The 18,593-nt window shown below is 25.2% G+C and carries 19 protein-coding genes; 7 read left to right on the top strand and 12 right to left on the bottom strand.

Translation table 11 applies throughout. The annotated features are described in order from the left end of the window. The 12 genes from I6E31_10800 to I6E31_10745 form a co-directional block, all read right to left on the bottom strand. Nucleotides 1-994, bottom strand: a 994-nt coding sequence (locus I6E31_10800) for a hypothetical protein (GenBank protein ID MCF2640455.1), incomplete at its 3' end; no start/stop codon positions are given. 214 nt (nucleotides 995-1,208) lie between these two features. After that, nucleotides 1,209-2,852: an AAA family ATPase gene (locus I6E31_10795; GenBank protein MCF2640454.1), complete on the bottom strand. Its 1,644-nt coding sequence runs from the start codon at nucleotides 2,850-2,852 to the stop codon at nucleotides 1,209-1,211. Between the two features lie 143 nt (nucleotides 2,853-2,995). Next, nucleotides 2,996-3,610, bottom strand: a complete 615-nt coding sequence (locus I6E31_10790; GenBank protein MCF2640453.1) for a ribonuclease HI — start codon at nucleotides 3,608-3,610, stop codon at nucleotides 2,996-2,998. Between the two features lie 189 nt (nucleotides 3,611-3,799). Then, on the bottom strand, nucleotides 3,800-4,495 hold the full coding sequence (locus tag I6E31_10785; protein ID MCF2640452.1) for a hypothetical protein: 696 nt from the start codon (nucleotides 4,493-4,495) through the stop codon (nucleotides 3,800-3,802). 38 nt (nucleotides 4,496-4,533) lie between these two features. Then, the gene (locus I6E31_10780; protein ID MCF2640451.1) at nucleotides 4,534-5,727 is read right to left on the bottom strand and encodes an AAA family ATPase; all 1,194 of its coding nucleotides are present in this window, start codon (nucleotides 5,725-5,727) and stop codon (nucleotides 4,534-4,536) included. A gap of 87 nt (nucleotides 5,728-5,814) precedes the next feature. Then, the gene (locus I6E31_10775) at nucleotides 5,815-6,993 is read right to left on the bottom strand and encodes a ParA family protein (protein ID MCF2640450.1); all 1,179 of its coding nucleotides are present in this window, start codon (nucleotides 6,991-6,993) and stop codon (nucleotides 5,815-5,817) included. A 274-nt stretch (nucleotides 6,994-7,267) separates the two neighbouring features. After that, nucleotides 7,268-7,675, bottom strand: a complete 408-nt coding sequence (locus I6E31_10770; GenBank protein ID MCF2640449.1) for a helix-turn-helix transcriptional regulator — start codon at nucleotides 7,673-7,675, stop codon at nucleotides 7,268-7,270. Nucleotides 7,676-7,748: 73 nt separating this feature from the next. Continuing rightward, nucleotides 7,749-8,885: a type II toxin-antitoxin system HipA family toxin gene (locus I6E31_10765; GenBank protein MCF2640448.1), complete on the bottom strand. Its 1,137-nt coding sequence runs from the start codon at nucleotides 8,883-8,885 to the stop codon at nucleotides 7,749-7,751. A 15-nt stretch (nucleotides 8,886-8,900) separates the two neighbouring features. After that, nucleotides 8,901-9,923, bottom strand: a complete 1,023-nt coding sequence (locus I6E31_10760; protein ID MCF2640447.1) for a metallophosphoesterase — start codon at nucleotides 9,921-9,923, stop codon at nucleotides 8,901-8,903. Nucleotides 9,924-10,190: 267 nt separating this feature from the next. Continuing rightward, nucleotides 10,191-10,946 carry a Fic family protein gene (locus tag I6E31_10755; GenBank protein MCF2640446.1) on the bottom strand — a complete coding sequence of 252 codons (756 nt, stop codon included), beginning with the start codon at nucleotides 10,944-10,946 and terminating at the stop codon, nucleotides 10,191-10,193. Nucleotides 10,947-11,097: 151 nt separating this feature from the next. Further along, nucleotides 11,098-11,754, bottom strand: a complete 657-nt coding sequence (locus I6E31_10750) for a hypothetical protein (protein ID MCF2640445.1) — start codon at nucleotides 11,752-11,754, stop codon at nucleotides 11,098-11,100. After that, nucleotides 11,742-14,231 carry a MobA/MobL family protein gene (locus I6E31_10745; GenBank protein MCF2640444.1) on the bottom strand — a complete coding sequence of 830 codons (2,490 nt, stop codon included), beginning with the start codon at nucleotides 14,229-14,231 and terminating at the stop codon, nucleotides 11,742-11,744. The genes I6E31_10750 and I6E31_10745 overlap by 13 nt, the downstream gene beginning before the upstream one ends. Nucleotides 14,232-14,843: 612 nt before the next feature. On the opposite strand from I6E31_10745, the gene I6E31_10740 reads away from it, so the two are divergent. The 7 genes from I6E31_10740 to I6E31_10710 all read left to right on the top strand — a co-directional run bounded on the left by I6E31_10740 (nucleotide 14,844) and on the right by I6E31_10710 (nucleotide 18,251). Beyond that, on the top strand, nucleotides 14,844-16,226 hold the full coding sequence (locus I6E31_10740) for an IS3 family transposase (GenBank protein ID MCF2640443.1): 1,383 nt from the start codon (nucleotides 14,844-14,846) through the stop codon (nucleotides 16,224-16,226). Nucleotides 16,227-16,346: 120 nt separating this feature from the next. Beyond that, nucleotides 16,347-16,493: a hypothetical protein gene (locus I6E31_10735; GenBank protein MCF2640442.1), complete on the top strand. Its 147-nt coding sequence runs from the start codon at nucleotides 16,347-16,349 to the stop codon at nucleotides 16,491-16,493. Next, nucleotides 16,486-16,761 (top strand): transposase, encoded by a 276-nt coding sequence (locus I6E31_10730; protein MCF2640441.1) that lies wholly within the window; start codon nucleotides 16,486-16,488, stop codon nucleotides 16,759-16,761. Before I6E31_10735 ends, I6E31_10730 begins: the two co-directional genes overlap by 8 nt. 245 nt (nucleotides 16,762-17,006) lie before the next feature. Next, complete coding sequence (locus I6E31_10725) at nucleotides 17,007-17,300, top strand: hypothetical protein (protein ID MCF2640440.1); 294 nt, start codon at nucleotides 17,007-17,009, stop codon at nucleotides 17,298-17,300. Next, nucleotides 17,272-17,685, top strand: a complete 414-nt coding sequence (locus tag I6E31_10720; GenBank protein ID MCF2640439.1) for an autotransporter domain-containing protein — start codon at nucleotides 17,272-17,274, stop codon at nucleotides 17,683-17,685. The genes I6E31_10725 and I6E31_10720 overlap by 29 nt, the downstream gene beginning before the upstream one ends. 26 nt (nucleotides 17,686-17,711) lie before the next feature. Beyond that, nucleotides 17,712-18,032 (top strand): autotransporter domain-containing protein, encoded by a 321-nt coding sequence (locus I6E31_10715; GenBank protein ID MCF2640438.1) that lies wholly within the window; start codon nucleotides 17,712-17,714, stop codon nucleotides 18,030-18,032. Nucleotides 18,033-18,041: 9 nt separating this feature from the next. Continuing rightward, nucleotides 18,042-18,251, top strand: a complete 210-nt coding sequence (locus I6E31_10710; GenBank protein MCF2640437.1) for a hypothetical protein — start codon at nucleotides 18,042-18,044, stop codon at nucleotides 18,249-18,251. Nucleotides 18,252-18,593: the final 342 nt, after the last annotated feature.

Genomic DNA, 18,593 nt, shown 5'->3' with positions numbered 1-18,593 from the left:
CAATAGCTTTTACTGCAATTTTATTGTATCTTTCACCAGATTTGTCAATAGCTCTATTTAAGTATCCGTTCCATCTTTTTTCATTAGATGCAAAAGCTTTTTCTGGATCTTTTAAAGCAACTTTAATATTTTCAATCTCTTCTTTGGCTTCAACTTCAGTAAATGTAAAAGTTTCAGTCATATAATGAGTAAAGTTTTTATCAGGAGATATTGAGATTGTATCTAATTGGCTAGTATAACTATCTCCAACAATTTTTGTATCTACATTAGAGCTATGTGTTATTTTAAACTCTGCCCCATCTTTAATTAAATAATCCCAAGTGTCTCTTCTGTTTACAAAATTAACCTTAACTCCTGTATCAGTTTTTTCAAGAGAGTTATTTAATTTTGTACTCTTATACCTGTTTTCTTTATCACTCCAATTTTGATATTCATTGTACATATTTCCTATCCAATTAAGATTTAAATTTAGCTCTTTTCCAGAAGTATTTATAATCTCACTTTTTATTAAAGCACTTCTATTGCTTACAAATATAAGTTCTAGTTTTAAAGTAAAATCTTTTAAAACATATTTTTGTTCTAATTTACCAGGATAATAGTTAAAAGTTGCCTCACTTTTAGCAAGATCATATCTCTCTTTAGTTACAGCATTTTCAATAGATATTTTATTAAAAGAGTCTGAAAGATTTACAGCATACTCTTCAGCAATATAGAAAGGTCCTGCAAATCCCCCATATAGTTTATATTCTTTTACATCTGGTTGGTAATAACCATGCCAAGCCCCTAAATCAATAAAGCTATTAATATAGTTTGTTCCACTTTTATCTGTCTCTTTTATTGGTTTAAAATAAGTATACTCTTTAGGATTTCCATGAATATTTAAGATATTACTATAGCTTTTTCTATCTAAAGTACTATCACCATTTTTAGAATTTAAGTTTGCACATGAAGAACAAGCAGCAATGACAGCTAATAATGTAATCATTTTTTTCATACCCAATACCCCTTTTTTCATTTTTTAGTTAAAATTTTATATTTTAAATAATACTTTTTATATGATAATAATACATTTTAAAGATAAAAAAGTCAATTAATATTACAGCAAATAAGTTAATTTCGCTTTTTTATAATTTTATAAAAAAACTGTACTTAAAATCTTAATAATTAAGATCATAAGTACAGTTCAAAACTTTATTAAAATATCTAAATTAATCCTCAGAACTTTTAATTTTCAGAAGTTTCTTATAAAATGCTATTCCTAAAAATGTCATTTCCTTTATACCTCTTTTTTCTAATTCTATGTAATACTTTTTATCTTTTATCTGCTCTAAAGCTTCATCTGCCTTCTGTTCAAGAGTTTCTTCAGAATCAGCTACCTTAAATTCTAAAATAAATCCTCTTAAATTTTTATTTAAAGGCTCTATTGCTATATCATATCTTCCAAGTCCACCTTCTCTATTAGAATTTATATGATATCTCCCTTCAAGATGGATCATAAGACCTAAGATAAAGCTGTGGTATACTTTTTCTATATTTGATACATCATAGAAGCTCATATATTTTAAAAGTATTTCTTGAAGATTCTTTTCAAAATCCTCTATATTGTTATTTAATAAGGTTTTTATTAACCTTTTAAAAGTTAAATTTGTACCAAAAGAAATTTCTATAAAACTATCTTTAAAAAATTTCTTAACTTCATTATTTGGAATCTTAACACTATAAATATCATCTTCTATTTTTTTATCAATAGTTAAATATCCAGAAAATAGCAGCAGCTCCCATAAATCATGTGCTTCTAACACTTCTTGAAGTGTTGATTTCCCTGTAATTTCTTCTTCTACTTTTTTTCCAAACAATAAATTGTTTAATTTATCAAAAGTTTCTCTATCAGCTGATTTAAGAATATCTTTTATTAAATAGTTATCTGATGTATCTATCCAATAACTTTTAAATTCTTTTGTTGATAAAAAATTTAATATGCTCCAAGGATTATATATTTTTTTATCTCCAAATTTATATCCATTATACCAAGAATGTACTTCATCTAATTTAAAATCTATTTCATAATATTTTAAAGCATTGTTTACTTCTTCTTCTAAAAATCCAAAATATTCATCATATTCCTTATTTAAAATAGTATACTCTTTTAGATTATTTAAGTCTGAAAATATTCCAGCTCTTACAACTCTTATTATCCCTGTTATTACTCCTACTTGAAGAACATTATTATCTTTTAATGCTGAAGAATAAAATCCACTGAAAAAGTTTTTAGCTTCTTTATAATAGCCATATCTGTAAGCTGATATTAAAGGGGTATCATACTCATCTATTAAAATTATTACTTTTTGATTATAATATCTTTTTAAAATATTAGCAAAAATAGACAAAGAGTTCTCTAAAACACTTTCTTCTACAGTGTCATTAAATATTATTTTTTCCAAAAAATCAGAATCTATTTTATCTACTTCTTTTAGCAAAAATCTATATTCAGAAAAAAGATGAGATATTTTTATTTTTAAATTTTTAAAAAGCTTTTCCCAAGTATTTCCCTTGATGTCCTTCATTGATATAAAAATTACAGGATATTTTCCCTGTTCTTTAAAATAAGATGATTTTTGTATTTCTAACCCCTTAAATAACTTTCTATTTTCTTCAGCCTCTCTTACATCAAAGAAATATTTTAACATTGACATATTAAGAGTTTTCCCAAAACGCCTTGGACGGGTAAAAAGAAGTGTTTTACCTACATTTTTTCCAATCTCACTTATAAAAGGAGTTTTATCTACATAATAATAATTATTTTCTATTAAAGTTTTAAAGTCGCTTATTCCATCAGGAAGTAATTTCTTCATAGTCACACCCCTTTCTTATAAAGATTATTTATTTAAAAAAACATTGTAATACATAAATTTTATCATTTTTTTAATGGAGAATGCAATTTTTTATTAAAAATAATTACAATTTTATCTCATTTTATTTCTTTGGCTATTACTTCTCACCAATCAATATTTTCTTTTTCATAATTTTCATTATAATTAGCAAATAGAGTTTTGATATTCTTCCTTTTCTTCTGATGAAAACCTAAGTCAGCTGGATTTAACCCTCCGTTAATATAGAAAATTTCTCCCCCTTTTTCTTCGAACTCTTTTCTCAATACACTTACTTTATTAATTAATTCTAGCTCATAAGGAAGTATTTTAGAAGTTATTCCCTCACCTTTACTCCAAATATTAATTACAGTTGTATTGTCCCCTGCAATTTTATAAATATTATTTTCTAAGGCTATTAATAATGCCAAATAAAATCCATAAAGTTCTCCATATGTAACATTATTAATCTTTCCTAGATTATAATTTCCATACTCATTTACTAACTCTCTATACTCTGGTAATTTTTCTATTATAGAGTTTCCTAAAAAGTCTGTAACTCTAACTTCTTCTCCTATTCCTCTTCCAGTTCCAACATCAAAGAATATAGTATCTTCTTTTAACAATTTTCCCATTTCTTCAGTATAATAATATTCTATATTTCTCAACCAATTATTCGCTTCTTTAACTGTTTCAAAAGCTCTATTAATATTAGCTTTATCTTTGATAAGTAGTTCTACCATTTCAAGATCAAAAGCAATTATACTTTTTAACTCTTCTATAAAAAATATAGCATAATAGACTCTTTTGTTATTTTCACATTGAATTATCCAATTTATAGCATCTTTTTCCTTTTTAAATCTCTTTACTAATCCTTTTTCCTCTTTTAAAGCTAAATTAGCTTCTTCAAGAGATTTTGTTATAAATGTTTTCTAAGATTCAATTAAGTATACTCCATAATATTTTTCACCTAACATTTGTAATCTAGGTATATTTTCATATACTTTAACAGTTTCAGGCTCAATATTTTTACCAGTTTTCTTAACTATCTCCAACCATTTTAAAGTTTTTTCTTCTGAATCAAATTTTCTACAATAAGATGCCTTATTTTGGACTGTTTTAGCTACATCTGTTGAAGAATCTAAGATTATCCCTTCTCCTGTTTCTATAAAATAAATACCATAATATTTTTTCTTCTTTCCTTTAGAGTTATTTTTCTTTTCTGGAATAACATCTTTACCTTGGTGCTTAACTAATTCTATCCATTCTAAACCATCTTCTTTTAAGAAAAATTTTCGACAAAAAGCTGAACGTTTATACAGGATTCTATTAACTTCTTCAGGATCTGTTAATATAACTCCCTCTTGAGTATCGTTAAAATATATAGCATAGAATCTTTTTTTCTCTGGAAAATGTATATCTTCATTCTTACAAGCTTCAGCCCATTTAATAGCCTCTTCTTTACTGGTAAATTTTTTTGCTAAATGGTATACCCCTTCTCTATATTTATTAGCTTCCATATAGTCATCAACTATAACATACTCTTTCTTTATTGGAAAATACACAACATAATAATTTCCCAAACTACTCTTTTCTAATATATTCTCTAACATCTCTATATATTCCATAAATCACCTCTACCAAAAGTTAAATCTATTTTATTAAATTATTTATGAAAAAATAAATTGAAAAATAATTGAATCTCTTTATTAGGAAGCTTTACTGAATAGCTACAATCTCCAACTTTTTCTTTTATAGTTAAGTATCCATCATACAACATCATTAAAAATATTTCATTTTCATTTACTTCATTTATCATTTCTTCTAAATTTCTAAAAAAGCTTAAATATAAATAGGTCTCTTTAGCCTCAAACAAATATTTTAATCTTCTATTTACTTCTTTTATAATTTTTTCACTCAATTTTTCTATTAGACTATTTTCATAAATTTTTGTCCAATAAAGTCCTACTTTTCTATTTTCTAAATATTTTAAAATGCTATATGTATTATAAATTTCTTTATTTTTTAATTTATATCCTCCATACCATTCTTTTACTTCTTTTAAATTTGATTCTAAATTATAACTTTCTAAAGCTATTTTTACTTCATCTTCTTCTAGTCCAAAATATCCTTTATATTTATATGATGAAAAAACTGTATTTTCACATACATTATTTAAATCTGGTATTAATTGAAGTTCAGCAGCTGTAAAAGTTCCTACTAATATTCCTTGCTGTAAGTTACTATTAGTTTTTAATGCACTTCCATACAAAGTACCAAAAAACATAGTAGCTTCTTTACAAAATCCTTTTTCAGTAGCTTTGATTAGTGGTTCATCATAATTATCCAATATAACTATTACATTTTTTTTATAATATTCTTTTAAAATCTTGATTAAATGATAAAGTGCATAGTATAATCCCTCATGATCTCTAGATATATATTTCTTAAAAGTCAATTTAGAAAATTCATCTAGTTTGTCAAAAATATCAATGTATTCTTTAAATAAATTACTAAATTTCTGCCTTAATTGTTCTAAAAATTCCTCAAAAGTATTCCCTTCAATTCCTTTCATATCTAAAAATATTATCGGATATTTTCCTTGTTTTGTTATTAATGGTGAATTTTCTATATAGAGATTATTAAATAGTTTTCTATTTTCTTCTGCTCCTCTTATATCAAAAAAATATTTCAGCATAGACATATTTAAAGTTTTCCCAAATTTTTTTGGACAGCAAAGCAATTTTACTAAAGCTCCATCATTCAATATATCTTCTATAAGTTTTGTTTTGTCTATATAAAAATAATTTTCAGTTCTAATTTCTTTAAAATCATCTATTCCTATAGGAATTTTTTTCATTTCTTCACTCTCCTTTATTTTTAATTATATCATTTTATTTTAAATAACATTATGATTAATTATTCTTTATCATTATAAAAATTTAAACTAAACAGAACATTGATAAACTAATCTTTTTAAAATTTCTTTAAAAACTATTTGTACTTCTGCTAATCTTTGATCTGTTGATTCCCAAATAGTTTTATTTTGATGAATCAATTTCTTAATAGCAGCTAATTCTCTCACAGGTATATTTAAAAATACCCCTTTTCCTTTTAACTTTTCTTTTATTTTTTGATAATATTCCTTTTCAACTATGCTATCCAAATATCTATTAAAGGCTATTACAGCTATTCTATCAACTCCTAATTCCTGAATTGCTTGTATTAATCCTTTAAAAGAAAATCTATCACCAGAACATGGTATAACAAGCTTTTTAGTATAATTTAAAATTATCTCATCAATTCCTTGAGCAGAATTAGAATCAATAACTATATAATCATATTTCCCTTTTAAAGAATATAGAAACTTTCCTATATTTTGTTCAAATATTTTTTTATCTTCAAAAAGACTTTCAAAAGGAATAAAATCTACATTTTCTCTTAAATTAATAATTTCACCTGTTCCATTTTTAATCCAATATTTTAGCCCTTTAGTTTTACTATCTATTTGTATTTCTTTATCATCAAATGAATAGTATTTCATTTCATCTTTAGTCTCTTCTACAGGTAACAACATATCTAAAAGGTTATTATTTGGATCTGTTGTCAGTATTAAAACTTTATATCCTGCTACTGCTAATCCTGTGCCAATAGAACTAGCAAAAAAAGTTTTTCCTACTCCTCCTGTTATAGATTTTATATTTATAATCGGAATAGTATTTCTTATATATTCAGGTCTATATTCATATCTTGGTTTTTGCTCTTTATATCTTTTAAATACAAGTCTATCTTTTTCTAATTTTAAATCAACATGTTTATTTTCTCCTAAGTTCCAATTTTTTATTATCTCATATGGGATTTGAAACTGAAATTTACTTCTTTGTTTATTATATTCAAGTTTTATATAAGACTTCAAATAAATTATTGTTTCTCCCTTAGTATATTTTTCAGCTATTATTCCTTCTTTAAAAGGATATATAGTTAAAATATCATTTTTATACTCTATAATAACTTCTTTAGTTTCTGAAGTTATTTTAAGCAATCCTAAATTATTTTTAGTAAAAAATATTGTAGCAGAATTTACAGTTCTATTTTTTCCATATGTAATCAGTACATTTTTTTTCATTTGTCCTCCTTTAAGCAACATTTTTTTCTCTGTTTTTCAGAGTTTTTTAAATAAAAAAATTTAAATCTCTATAAAAAAATATAATTCTAGAAGCTTTAATAAAATATTTTCTATACTTAGTTTCTGCAATTATAAAAGATATATCTTCTGTTAAAATTATACTCTGTTTTTCAGAGCATGTCAAGAAATTATTTTAATAAATAAAAAGCCATACTTTCATCTTATTTCTAAAATTTAAGTATAGCTTAAAATCTTTAGTTTATTTTATAAAAAATTATTTTTTTCTATTAATCTCTTTACTCATAAAAAATATTTCATTTATTGCCATCAATAACTTTTGTTTCTCTTCTTCTGTTGAGGATTTATCATTAAAAAATATATAAGCTTCATTTATAACTTTTTCATATTGAGATAATTCTTTCTTACTCAAGTTTTCTACTCTTTTATCACCTAAAATATTTATATTCCTTCCCATAAAAGCATTCTCTAGTTTCATTCTTTCTTCTTCTGTTAAACTTAAAGCTTTTGCTATTTTATCTAATGTTGAAATTTTTCCTTTTCTTGCCCCTCTTTCAATATCTCCTATAGTTCCATTCCCAACTTCTGCTTTTTTAGCTAATTCATTTTGAGAAAGACTTCTTTCTTCTCTAAATTTTTTTATAAGATTTCCATAATTATTCATATTAAGGATTCCTCCACATTCTATTTATAAGAATATTATACATTACTTTATTCATTTTTTACAAAAATATCTTTTAACTTAAATACTCTTTTAATTCTCTTTCTACTACTCTTTTTATGTTCAAAGCTATATTTTCTGCATACTCTATATCTAAGTTTACTTTCTTAGCAACTTCTAATATTTCCTTTATTCCAGGATTTCTACTATTACCATTTACTAATGTAGCATGTTCTTTACCAATAGAAGAATTACTATAAATTAGATCATAAGCTGGAGATAGTTTCCAAGAATCATCTTTTCTATTATAGATAAATGAGAAATTTTTAGAGTGATCATCTCTGTTATGAGCAAAGATATTGAAACACATCAGCTTAAACATTTTCTTTATTTCTTCTTCACTTAAAGTTAATTCTTTGGTAAGCTTCAATAAATCAATATAATCTAGGTTAGGAAATTTATGTGAAACTTCTAATAATGCACTAGCTGTAATCATATGTATTCCCTCATTATTCATATCCCTATCAAATCTTTTTATTCCAAAATAACCTTTAGATATTTCTGAAGAAAATAATCTTGTTTCAGGCATATCTATTCCACAATTTTTAGCACATATTGAATAATCATACTCCTGTTTACCTATTCCTGGTTTATCTAATAATGATGGAAACTTTATTATCCATTCCTCTTCATCAACTTTAATAAGAATCTTTGATTTTGATCCACCTAAAAATCCTCCCAATTTATAAAGTTCATCTAAGTATTCTGAATCATCAACTGTTATAATTTCTTTACAAGATAGAGATAATTTATCTAAATCTATATTATTATTTCCTTCTATATCAAATTCAAGCATAGGAGAATATGTTAAAGCACCCATTCCTAACTCTCCAATCATAGACAATCGATTTATTGGGTCTATTTCTCCAGGATCTATACCAGCACTTCTTAACATTTCATTTTCAAGTAATCTTCCCCAACTATCAGGTAAGCTATCTGCAAATACTCCAAATATTCCATCAAAAAGAAATGGATTAGCTATATACTCTTTATCTTCCAAAGGTAAACTAAAAGGACTAATAGAAAATCCATTTTTTAACCATTGCTTATCATATCTAAAAGAAGTAGTATATGGTCGTTGATTTACTTTTTTTATTATTCCTATTTTTTTCTTATTATTAAACCATACTTCTATTTCATTTAATTTTATCATTTTTTCTCCATAAAACTAGAAATCAAACACATGCTTTAAAACTATCTCTTTCTCTTGTGAATATTTTATATCATATTTCTTCTTTAATTTTAAATACTTAAAAAAATTATGATATTTAGTTAAAAAATTATTTAATATTTCATCATCTTTTTCATTAAAATTCTTTATAAGAAGATCATTTCCACCAAAAAATTCATATTTATCTTTTGATATATACGGAGCTACTTCTTTTTCCCATAACTCAAAAAATTTTTTTTGTCGTCTTCTTGAATCAGATATCATAACTCGATGTATAGTTTCATCTTTTAAATATAAAGGATTTAATTCTATAATATCATCATAAGCAAATCTTATTTTATCAATAGATTTTTCTATATGAAAATGTCCACAATACCATTTTTTATACTTTAATCTATCCTCTATCTTTTGCAACCACTCTTCAGTAGAAGTATCTATCTTATCAAGATCAATAATATTAGAAAATGTTTCTATTGGACGATATTTAAAAGGACAAGTATGACTAAAAATTAAATCTATACTCCAGTTAGTACTTTCTAATTGATCTTCAACATACTTTTTAATTCTATCATTAGGTTGTTCATTACTAAACCATTTCCAATTGTTTGTAAGTCTATAATATTTGTCTGTACTATATGCCCCTCCTATTGCCATACATTTAAGTCCAGCAAAGTTATAGATTTCTCCATCTTTTGCAAAAATTATATTATCAAATTCCTCTTCCATATATACTTTTGCTCCAAACTTTTCAACTTCTCTATATGTTGAAATAGCAAAAGGGCGTTGTTCATGATTACCATGAATACAAAATAGAGTAATTGGAAGTTTTGCAACAGAATGTTTTTTAGACCAATCTTTTATCCCGCTAAAAAAGTTAAGTCCTACATCTCCAAGAATAATTATAATATCATCTTTAGTTGTGTTGTTTTCTTTACAAAACTTTTTTATTTCATTGAAATTTCTATGTTTATCTCCTGTTACATAAATCATTTTATCTCCTATTTTTGCTAATTTTTTCATTTTTTGCTTTTACTCTTTCTACCAACTATCTTATTTTTGTATTTTACTTAATATTTTATTCTATACTCCATATACTTTTTCTTTACAAACTACTAATAATATTTTTTCATATTTATATTATAACTTTATGAAAAAAATAACTCAACTATAAAAAAATTTCAAATAAAATAACACTGCTAAATATAGTATATCAGTTCTAATAACCTTTAAACTTCTTGTAAAGCAGAAAATTCTAGCAGGCTCAATACACTATATCGCTGCTTCATCTTACTCCAGTTCTTCTTTAATTAGCAATAATCTTTCATCATAATTTACTATTAATTTTATAAAAAATGAAGTTAAAAATCTAAAATCATTTGAGATTTTCAATTCTCTATTTGAATAATTAGATAGAACAAGAGCATTTCTAAAATATAGAGAATTTTCTATAAAAATATCTTCATTTAACTTAAAACCTAATTTTTTTAAGTATTTAATTAAAAATATGGCAGTTGTTCTTGTATTCCCTTCAATAAATGGGTGTACTTGCCATATTGCAGAAGTAAATTTAGATATTCTTTTTACTTGTCTTTCTTTAGAAAGTTTGGTGTAATCAATATTTTCCTCCTCTTCAAAATCATAGTTCAAACATTCACTAATTTCTCTATAATCAGCATAAATCACAGAGTTTCCATTTAAAACTCTTTCATTCTTACTGATATTGTAGTTTCTAAATATTCCAACATAATTTCTTTTAAGAATATCACTAAATAAGCTTTTATGAATTTTTTTTAAATAGTTAATAGAAAATTTAAACTCCTTATCCTCTAAAAGCTTTACTGTTCTAATAGAAACTAAGTCACATTCTCGTAGATCTCTTTCTATCTTTGAGGTTAGATATCTAAAGCCATAGTACTTTAAAATCTCTTTCTCCATCTCATCACAAGATAACTTTTTATCAATTAACTCTCTCAAATACTTAGAGGGTTTTAAATTATCAACTTTATTTAAGCCTACTGCAATTTCCCAAATATTTTTTTTCATAATTAACACCTTTTATATATCTATATACAAGTTTATTTTTATAATATCATTACTTTTAATTTTTTAAAAATTTTAATTTATATTCTTCAAAAGACTCTATACTGTATAGAGTCTTTTGAAGAAAAAAAGAGGGAATTATTTAGCTTCCCTCTTATAAATCATTATTTAATATTTCTTCTGCTTGAAGCCTCTTTAATCCATGAATAGAGGTATTGTATCTTTCCTTTAAGAATTTTGTACTATCTATTTTTTTATTTTGAAGATAAACTAATACTTCAACCTTCTGTTTATCTGTTGCTTCTTCATTTTCAGTTGTTCCAAGAGTTTTCTTTTCACTAGGAGTAAATAATTCTTTTCCTCTTTCTTCTAATTTTAGTTTTTCATCTTTAGTTAAATCCTTATATTTATTTAAAAATCCTAAAATAATTCTTGGGTCTTCTAAGTGGATATTTAATTTTTCTAAAAGAGCTGCTTTTCTTATCATTAGATAGAACATTTTTTTTCTATCATTTAAATCATCATCATAACTTTTTAATTTATTTTCACTTAAAATTTTATCTCCTATAACTCTTAATTTTTCTTTTTCCACCATAGTTAATTTTAAATATCTTTCTAAAAATCCAAGCATAATTTCCTGTTTTTCATCTAACAAATCAAGTATACGGAAAAGAGTTCCCAGCTTAATCAATTTTATTTTTCTCTCTTTTCTTTTTTTAGCATTTTCTCTCTTTTGCTTTTTTCTTAAATTTCTTATTTCTCTTTTTTTCTTTAGTATTTTTTGCCTTTCTTTAGAATCTATCTCTCCCATTCGTTACCTCTTCTTCTTTTTTCTTTCTCATCGTCAAACTCTATCCTTCCACTCTTAGCAACTTTTAGTTTTGGAGAGTAGTTGCTACTTCTATGACGACGAACATTAGGTATTCTAATATTATTTAGTCTTAATTTATTTAATAACTTAAATTGCACACTTAGCTCTTTACTTTTTTCATTTATTTGAGATTTAATCTTCACATTTTTTTCACGGATAACTTGCTTTCTAAGTTCTATATCTTCTGGAGTAATTGTAAACATCTTTTCTAGCTCCTCAACTCTACTTTCTACTTTTTTCAAGTTAGCTATAGATACAACCAATCCATTTTCTTTTCTAATTTTATAATAAGTAAGAACAGATAAATCTCTACTATATTCTCCATTAGTATATTCATCAAGTATTTGTGTTTTAATATCTTCATCTGACAAGTTTTCAGGTTTTAGTTTTAATTTTAAATTATCTATTTCCTCTTTCAAATTTTCTATTTTTTCTTGAACAACTTTTTTGTACTCTTTCTTTTCAATATCAGATAACTTAACTTTTATATCATCTACTTCTGGAGCTTTATCAAATGCTTTTTCGTAATCATTTCTAAAATTAGATAACTTAATGTTATATTCTAATATATCTAATTTACTTTCTAATTTATTACTTTGTTCTTGAAGTTCTTTTTCTTTCTTTACTAAATCAATCTCTTTCAACTCTTTTAGTTTTTTCATAATAGAATATAAATATGATAATCTACCATTTGTATCATCTTGAGTTTGTCTTAACTCTTTATATTCTGATCTTGCAGTATTTATCTCCTCTTGAACTTTTAACTTTATATCATTATTCAAATCAAAAATTCTAAGTTCATATTCAGTAGCTTTTATTCTTTTTGAAAGCTCTATTTTCTCATCTAAACTTCTACTTCCTTCAAATTCTTTTTTCCAAATAGCAAGTCTTAAATATTTATCTGCTATCTCTGGATCTAAACTTCTATATACTTTTTCTTTAAAATCTATATTTAATTTTATTTCTTTATACTCTTTAACTTTATTATCAATTTCAGTTTTTTGAAGTTTTAATTTTTCAATATTAGAAAGTATATTTGTTAATATAACTCTACTTCTTTCAGCATTTCCTATAGCATTAGAAATATAAAAATCCTTAAATGGATTACTCCTTAAAATTTCTAAATCTTTTAGTATTTCTTCCTTTTCAACTGAATATTTATCTCTTATATTCTCTTTCATCTTTTCAAATTTTTGCATGAAAAATTCATTGTTTTTTAATCCTAAAAAATATTGTTCTAATTCAGATTTTTGTTTAGCATATTCAAATTTGCTCTTATCTTCTAGCTTGATATAAAGATTAGTTAATTCAACTAACTTTTCCAAGTTTTTTTGATATTCTCCTCCAGTTAAAATACTTAAAGCTCTTGATTCTATATCCTTATCTGTCATAGATTCAATTTGTTTAAGTCTACTTTCTTTTTTGTCTAACAAGATATGATTATCTAATGATTTTGCAAAAACATTTTCTAAGTTTTCTTCAATATTTTGTTCTTCTATATTATTTTCTTTTAAATTTTCCACGTCAAAATAAGAAGGAGTATATTCTCTTCCTTCTTTCTTAAATAACGCTTTGTAATATCTATCTCTCGCCTTTAAATTTTCTTCCTCAAAATTTTCGCTTTTTAATTTAAATTCTTTTTCTTTTATTCTTTTTATTTCTTTACAGTACTGAAAAAAATTCATGTTTTTAGTTTTTTCTTCACTATCTGGAGCATAATCTATATATTCTTTTTTTAAATTAATTGCTGGTCTATCAAGCATTTCAGCTTTTAAAAAATTTCCTTCAGCTATAGCTTCTTGTCTTTGAACTTTTAAAGATTTGCAAGATACTAACTCTAGATTTTTTTCTTTAAGTTTTTCATTCATCATAGACTCTAAAGTTTGACGAATATAATATAACTTTGAATATTTATGCCACTCTCTATTTCTTTTTGCTCCACCTAAAGATGGATTTTTTGAATTTGCTTTTTTAAAAAAACATTCCTCTTTACGCTCAATTCCATCTAGCTCCCTTTCATAAAACATTATATGGCAATGAATATTTCTTTTATCTTCATCAGTGCTTGGTTTAGAGTGAATAGCTAATGAATATACATAGCTTTCTCCAAATAATTCTTTTGCAAATTTTTTGGCAAGTTCAATATTCTCTTCGTCAGAAAGTTCATAAGGCAAAGAAAAATCTATTGTTCTAAAAAGATTTGCATTTACATCTTCATAAACTTCGGCACATTCCCAAAAATATCTAGGGTCATCTTGTGAAAAAGATGGCATATTAATATTTTCTCCATAAATGATATCATCATATTTATCTTTATTGTTTTCAGGAGAATATTTTCCAATTCTTAATACATAATCGTATCTTTCAATCGGACTTCTATTCTTTGCTGGTTGAACACTTATATTAAATATAGCCACTTTTTTCACCTCCATATTCCTAAATACTAAAAACTAAAAATTCACTCGCAAGAGTTAGATAATGTAATTATCTCACGATAGGCACTTCAGTGCCTAATCGTGAAGTATCTACTTTTTATTTTAGCATTTTCAGCGTGAAAATGCAACTTTAATAATAAATAATTTTTTTGTTTTACAAAAAAATTACACTGAACTTTTTTAAATGTTAATTGCCTACTGTACACAAATGCTCTTATAATAAAAGTTAATTTAGATAAAATACTATCCCTTATAACAATATTAATTATAAGGTTTAATAAAATTAAAATCCTCTATTACAAAAAAGAATATAAATATTATTAAGTTTCTTTTTGGCAACTTGCAACGTCTTTTAGGTTGCAAGTTGGGGAGAGGGGTGGGGGATCTTTTTTCTTTTTTAAAAAATTATTTATTTCTTTTATCTTTTAAAATACAAGAAATTAAAACCTTTAATTTAAGGATTTTAATTTCTTTGGGGCTAGGGTGGGCTGTTCCTAAAAGTTTTCAACAAACTTTTTAGCTAGGAAAAAATTTTTCCTAGCTTTTGCGAGGGGGGAGTGCGGACAATTTCTTGGACTAGTTAGGAGTGTTTAAATGAGCTATTCTAAAGAGCAAATTAAAAAAGCATTGGAGCTTTATCAACAATGTAAGTCTGTTTCTCAAACTGTCCGTATCTTAGGATATCCTACAAGAGAAAATCTCTATAAGTGGATAAAAAAAGAAAATGTTCCCCAAAAGGAAAGAAAAAAGCTTCCAATCATCATTAACTCTAGCTATCATCCTAGAAATCCTCCTATTAAAACTAAACTAGATGCTATTAAGCGTTGCTTTGAATTAGGAGAAAGTGTAAAATATGTGTCAGAAGATATAGGATATTCTAGAGCTAGTATTTATCAGTGGAGAAAAATATATCTTTTGAAAGGAAAAATAGCATTAATAAATAGGAAAGATAATATTAAAAGAGAAAAACTTTTAGAAGGAAAAGAATCATCTTTTTCTGAATTAGAATCATTAAAAGAAAAAATATTTTCTATGCAGCTTGAAATAGATATTTTAAAAGAAACTATTGATGTTTTAAAAAAAGACCAAGGTATCAATCTAAAAAAATTGACAAACAAAGAGAAGGTAATGATGATTGATACCTTAAAAAATAAATATTCATTACCTTTGCTTCTTAAGATGTTAGAACTACCTAAAAGCAGCTACTATTATCATAAAAAAAATCATTATACAGATAAATATGTTCATTTAAAAAAGCAAATAAAAGAAATTTTTAAACAAAATAGATGTTGTTTTGGATATAGAAGGATTCACGCGCTATTAAAAAGAGAAGGGATAAAAGTTTCAGAAAAAATAATCCGCAGAATTATGAAAGCAGAAAGTTTAGTAATAAAAGTAAAAAAATATAGAAAGTATAACTCATATAAAGGAGAAATTTCTCCAGAAGTTCCTAATTTAATAAATAGAAACTTTCAAGCAGGTAAACCAAATGAAAAATGGTTAACAGACATAAGTGAATTTGCTATTCCAGCAGGTAAAATATATTTGTCACCAATTATAGAATGTTTTGATGGAAAGATAGTTTTTTGGGAAATAGGGGAAGTTCCTAATTCTAAACTAGTAAATGATATGTTAAAAAATGCAATATCTCAATTAAAAGAAAATGAAACTCCTATACTTCATACAGACAGAGGATGTCATTATAGATGGAAAGAGTGGATAAATTTGTTAAAAGAGGCTAAAATATCTCGTTCTATGTCTAAGAAAGGGTGTTCACCTGATAATTCAGCTTGTGAAGGCTTTTTTGGTAGAATAAAAAATGAGATGTTTTATTCTAGAGAATGGTCAAATGTTAGCTTAGAAAACTTTAAAATTATATTAAATGATTATTTAATGTGGTATAATAGCAAAAGAATAAAAATATCTTTAGGCTTTAAAAGTCCTGAGGAGTATAGACAAAGTCTTGGATTAATATAAAAAATATTGTCCAAGAAATTGTCCGCACTCCCCGGGTGTGAAGAAAAGTCTGTAAATTAAAATAATAAATGCTTTAAATATCTTTCTATGATAAAATTAAATTCATAGAAAGATATTTTTATGGAAAGAAAAAGAAGAAACGGAATTAATCTTACTAAAGGGAAAAGAAATATCATTAATGCTTTAGTGATATTAAGACTGCTGAAGATATACAAGATGCTTTGCTTTAAAAGATCTACTTGCTGGAACTATTCAAGAAATGCTTGAAGCTGAAATGACTCAACATCTTGGGTATGATCCTTATGAACATTCTGAATCTACTAATGCTCGTAATGTTAGAAAAAGAAAAATTATTCTTAGTAAATATGGTGATACTGAAATCAAAGTTCCCCAAGACAAAGAAGGAACTTTTGAACCACAAATTATAAACAAACGTCAAAAAGATATTTCTGATATAGAAGATAAAATAATTTCTATGTATGTTATTGGAAAAGGAATTATGATGCTATTCATGGAACAGAAATTATTTCTATGAAAGGTAATATAGAAAACTATGGAACTGTTACAGGAATATAAACAAAACAAGAAGAGTTAGTAATATCTTCTGAAAATGGTAAATTTATCCAAGGAGTTAATGGAAAACTTGAAGCTGATAAAGTTAATGGAGATATTTACCTTGCTGGAGATTATACAAAAGATAACTATTCTGATAACATAAAAGAAAATACAGATAATATCTCTATAAAAGAACATAATGGAGAAATTAAATCTAACTCTGTAATGTATAATTATAATTCAAAGAATAAAACACTAGATAGAAAGAACTTCAATGAAATAGTTCAAAATAATACAATAGCTAATTATCTTAAAAATAATTATGTAGATGGAGATGTTTTAAGACAAGAGATATTCAATAACCTAAAAGCTATAGATAACAACAAAGATTTTAACAAAGCTACAAATAACTTATTTGGAAATGATGTATATCTAAATATGACAAGACAAACAATAGATATGATTAATTTCAATAAACAAGTTATGGTAGATAATATCTTCAAATCTTTCAGGATATGATGAAGATGTTAAAGCAGTATTCTTTGGAGCTGATAAAGCATTATCAGAAACTCAAAGAATAGGAGCAATAGCTAATGTTGGAACTCTTGAAAGTAAATATGATATAAACAATGCTAAGAGAGAAGATACATTCTTCCAAGGAAATATCTACCATACATACAACAAAAATAACTTTAGCTTAACTAATAACTTATTTGCTGGTGTTAGTTCAGGAGAATTTGAAAGAGATATAAGATTTGTAGATGTTGAAGGACATTCTAAAGGAGATTTAGATAATAAGTGGATTGGAGTTCAAAATATAGCTTCATATAAATTTGATACTGATTACTTCTTCTTCAAGCCAAAATTAGAAGCTAACTTTACTTATCTAATGCAAGATTCTTAAAAGAAGATGGAAATTATGGACTTGAAATAGAAAAATCAAAAAAATTATCAGTAGAAGGTGATGCAGGTCTTGAAATTGGAAAAGATTTGTATTATAATGATTATAAGGTAACATTAAAAGCTGGAGTAAATATCTATCATGAATTTACAAATCCTTATGATGATACTGATGTAAAATTAAGAAATGTTTCTGCTGATACATTAAAACTTGCTAATAATGATACAAGAAAAGATGTTTCGTTAAGAATTGAACTAGAAAAGAATAATTCTTTTGGAATATATGGAGAATACAAACACTTATTTGATGATGAAAATATGTTCCAAATAGGAATGAATTATGGATTTTAGGAGGTTATAATGGATCCAATAGTAGAAGCAGTAAAATCAATGTTAACAACAACATATATAGATGGTTATTTAGCTGAATTTGAAAGACAAAAAAGAGAAAAATTAACAGCTACAGAGCAATTAGGAATAAAATTATTTTTCTCCGGAGTGTCATATGAATATGAATCTGTAGTTGAATCATTAGAGAATATAGATACGAAACTATTAAGAGAATTATAGATAGTGTTATCAACCTAATTAAAGGTTTTGATATACCTCAAATGAAAGAAGTACTAAACTTCTTTTCTTCAAAAGTTGAAAAAATAACTGTTGATAATTACAAAGAAAAATTAAATATGAAATAATTAACGATTTATAATTATGTGAGTTATATGATCTTAACTAACCTCCAAATAGAGTCGATAACTGTGATACTACTTCTAAGTTGGAATTAGTTGAGGTAAGTAATTGTAACTTGCCAGCATGAATATGTAGAATCAGAAACTGGGATTACGAGGTAACTACTCAGCTATAAATTAAAATTTGAGACTCAAGTTCAAAAAAAATGGGCTTGGGTCTTTT

It is taken from the genome of Fusobacterium varium (genome assembly GCA_021531615.1).
GTDB lineage: Bacteria > Fusobacteriota > Fusobacteriia > Fusobacteriales > Fusobacteriaceae > Fusobacterium_A > Fusobacterium_A varium_C.
The sequence above is the reverse complement of the archived record's forward strand: the minus strand, read 5'-3'. Positions and strand labels throughout refer to the sequence as shown.

What these genes read in the sequence shown, in the direction of transcription:
- I6E31_10795 (MCF2640454.1), bottom strand. Translation starts at nt 2,852, where the DNA reads ATGAAGAAATTACTTCCTGATGGAATAAGCGACTTTAAAACTTTAATA.
- I6E31_10790 (MCF2640453.1), bottom strand. Translation starts at nt 3,610, where the DNA reads ATGGTAGAACTACTTATCAAAGATAAAGCTAATATTAATAGAGCTTTT.
- I6E31_10785 (MCF2640452.1), bottom strand. Translation starts at nt 4,495, where the DNA reads ATGGAATATATAGAGATGTTAGAGAATATATTAGAAAAGAGTAGTTTG.
- I6E31_10780 (MCF2640451.1), bottom strand. Translation starts at nt 5,727, where the DNA reads ATGAAAAAAATTCCTATAGGAATAGATGATTTTAAAGAAATTAGAACT.
- I6E31_10775 (MCF2640450.1), bottom strand. Translation starts at nt 6,993, where the DNA reads ATGAAAAAAAATGTACTGATTACATATGGAAAAAATAGAACTGTAAAT.
- I6E31_10770 (MCF2640449.1), bottom strand. Translation starts at nt 7,675, where the DNA reads ATGAATAATTATGGAAATCTTATAAAAAAATTTAGAGAAGAAAGAAGT.
- I6E31_10765 (MCF2640448.1), bottom strand. Translation starts at nt 8,885, where the DNA reads ATGATAAAATTAAATGAAATAGAAGTATGGTTTAATAATAAGAAAAAA.
- I6E31_10760 (MCF2640447.1), bottom strand. Translation starts at nt 9,923, where the DNA reads ATGAAAAAATTAGCAAAAATAGGAGATAAAATGATTTATGTAACAGGA.
- I6E31_10755 (MCF2640446.1), bottom strand. Translation starts at nt 10,946, where the DNA reads ATGAAAAAAAATATTTGGGAAATTGCAGTAGGCTTAAATAAAGTTGAT.
- I6E31_10750 (MCF2640445.1), bottom strand. Translation starts at nt 11,754, where the DNA reads ATGGGAGAGATAGATTCTAAAGAAAGGCAAAAAATACTAAAGAAAAAA.
- I6E31_10740 (MCF2640443.1), top strand. Translation starts at nt 14,844, where the DNA reads ATGAGCTATTCTAAAGAGCAAATTAAAAAAGCATTGGAGCTTTATCAA.
- I6E31_10735 (MCF2640442.1), top strand. Translation starts at nt 16,347, where the DNA reads ATGGAAAGAAAAAGAAGAAACGGAATTAATCTTACTAAAGGGAAAAGA.
- I6E31_10730 (MCF2640441.1), top strand. Translation starts at nt 16,486, where the DNA reads ATGCTTGAAGCTGAAATGACTCAACATCTTGGGTATGATCCTTATGAA.
- I6E31_10725 (MCF2640440.1), top strand. Translation starts at nt 17,007, where the DNA reads ATGTATAATTATAATTCAAAGAATAAAACACTAGATAGAAAGAACTTC.
- I6E31_10710 (MCF2640437.1), top strand. Translation starts at nt 18,042, where the DNA reads ATGGATCCAATAGTAGAAGCAGTAAAATCAATGTTAACAACAACATAT.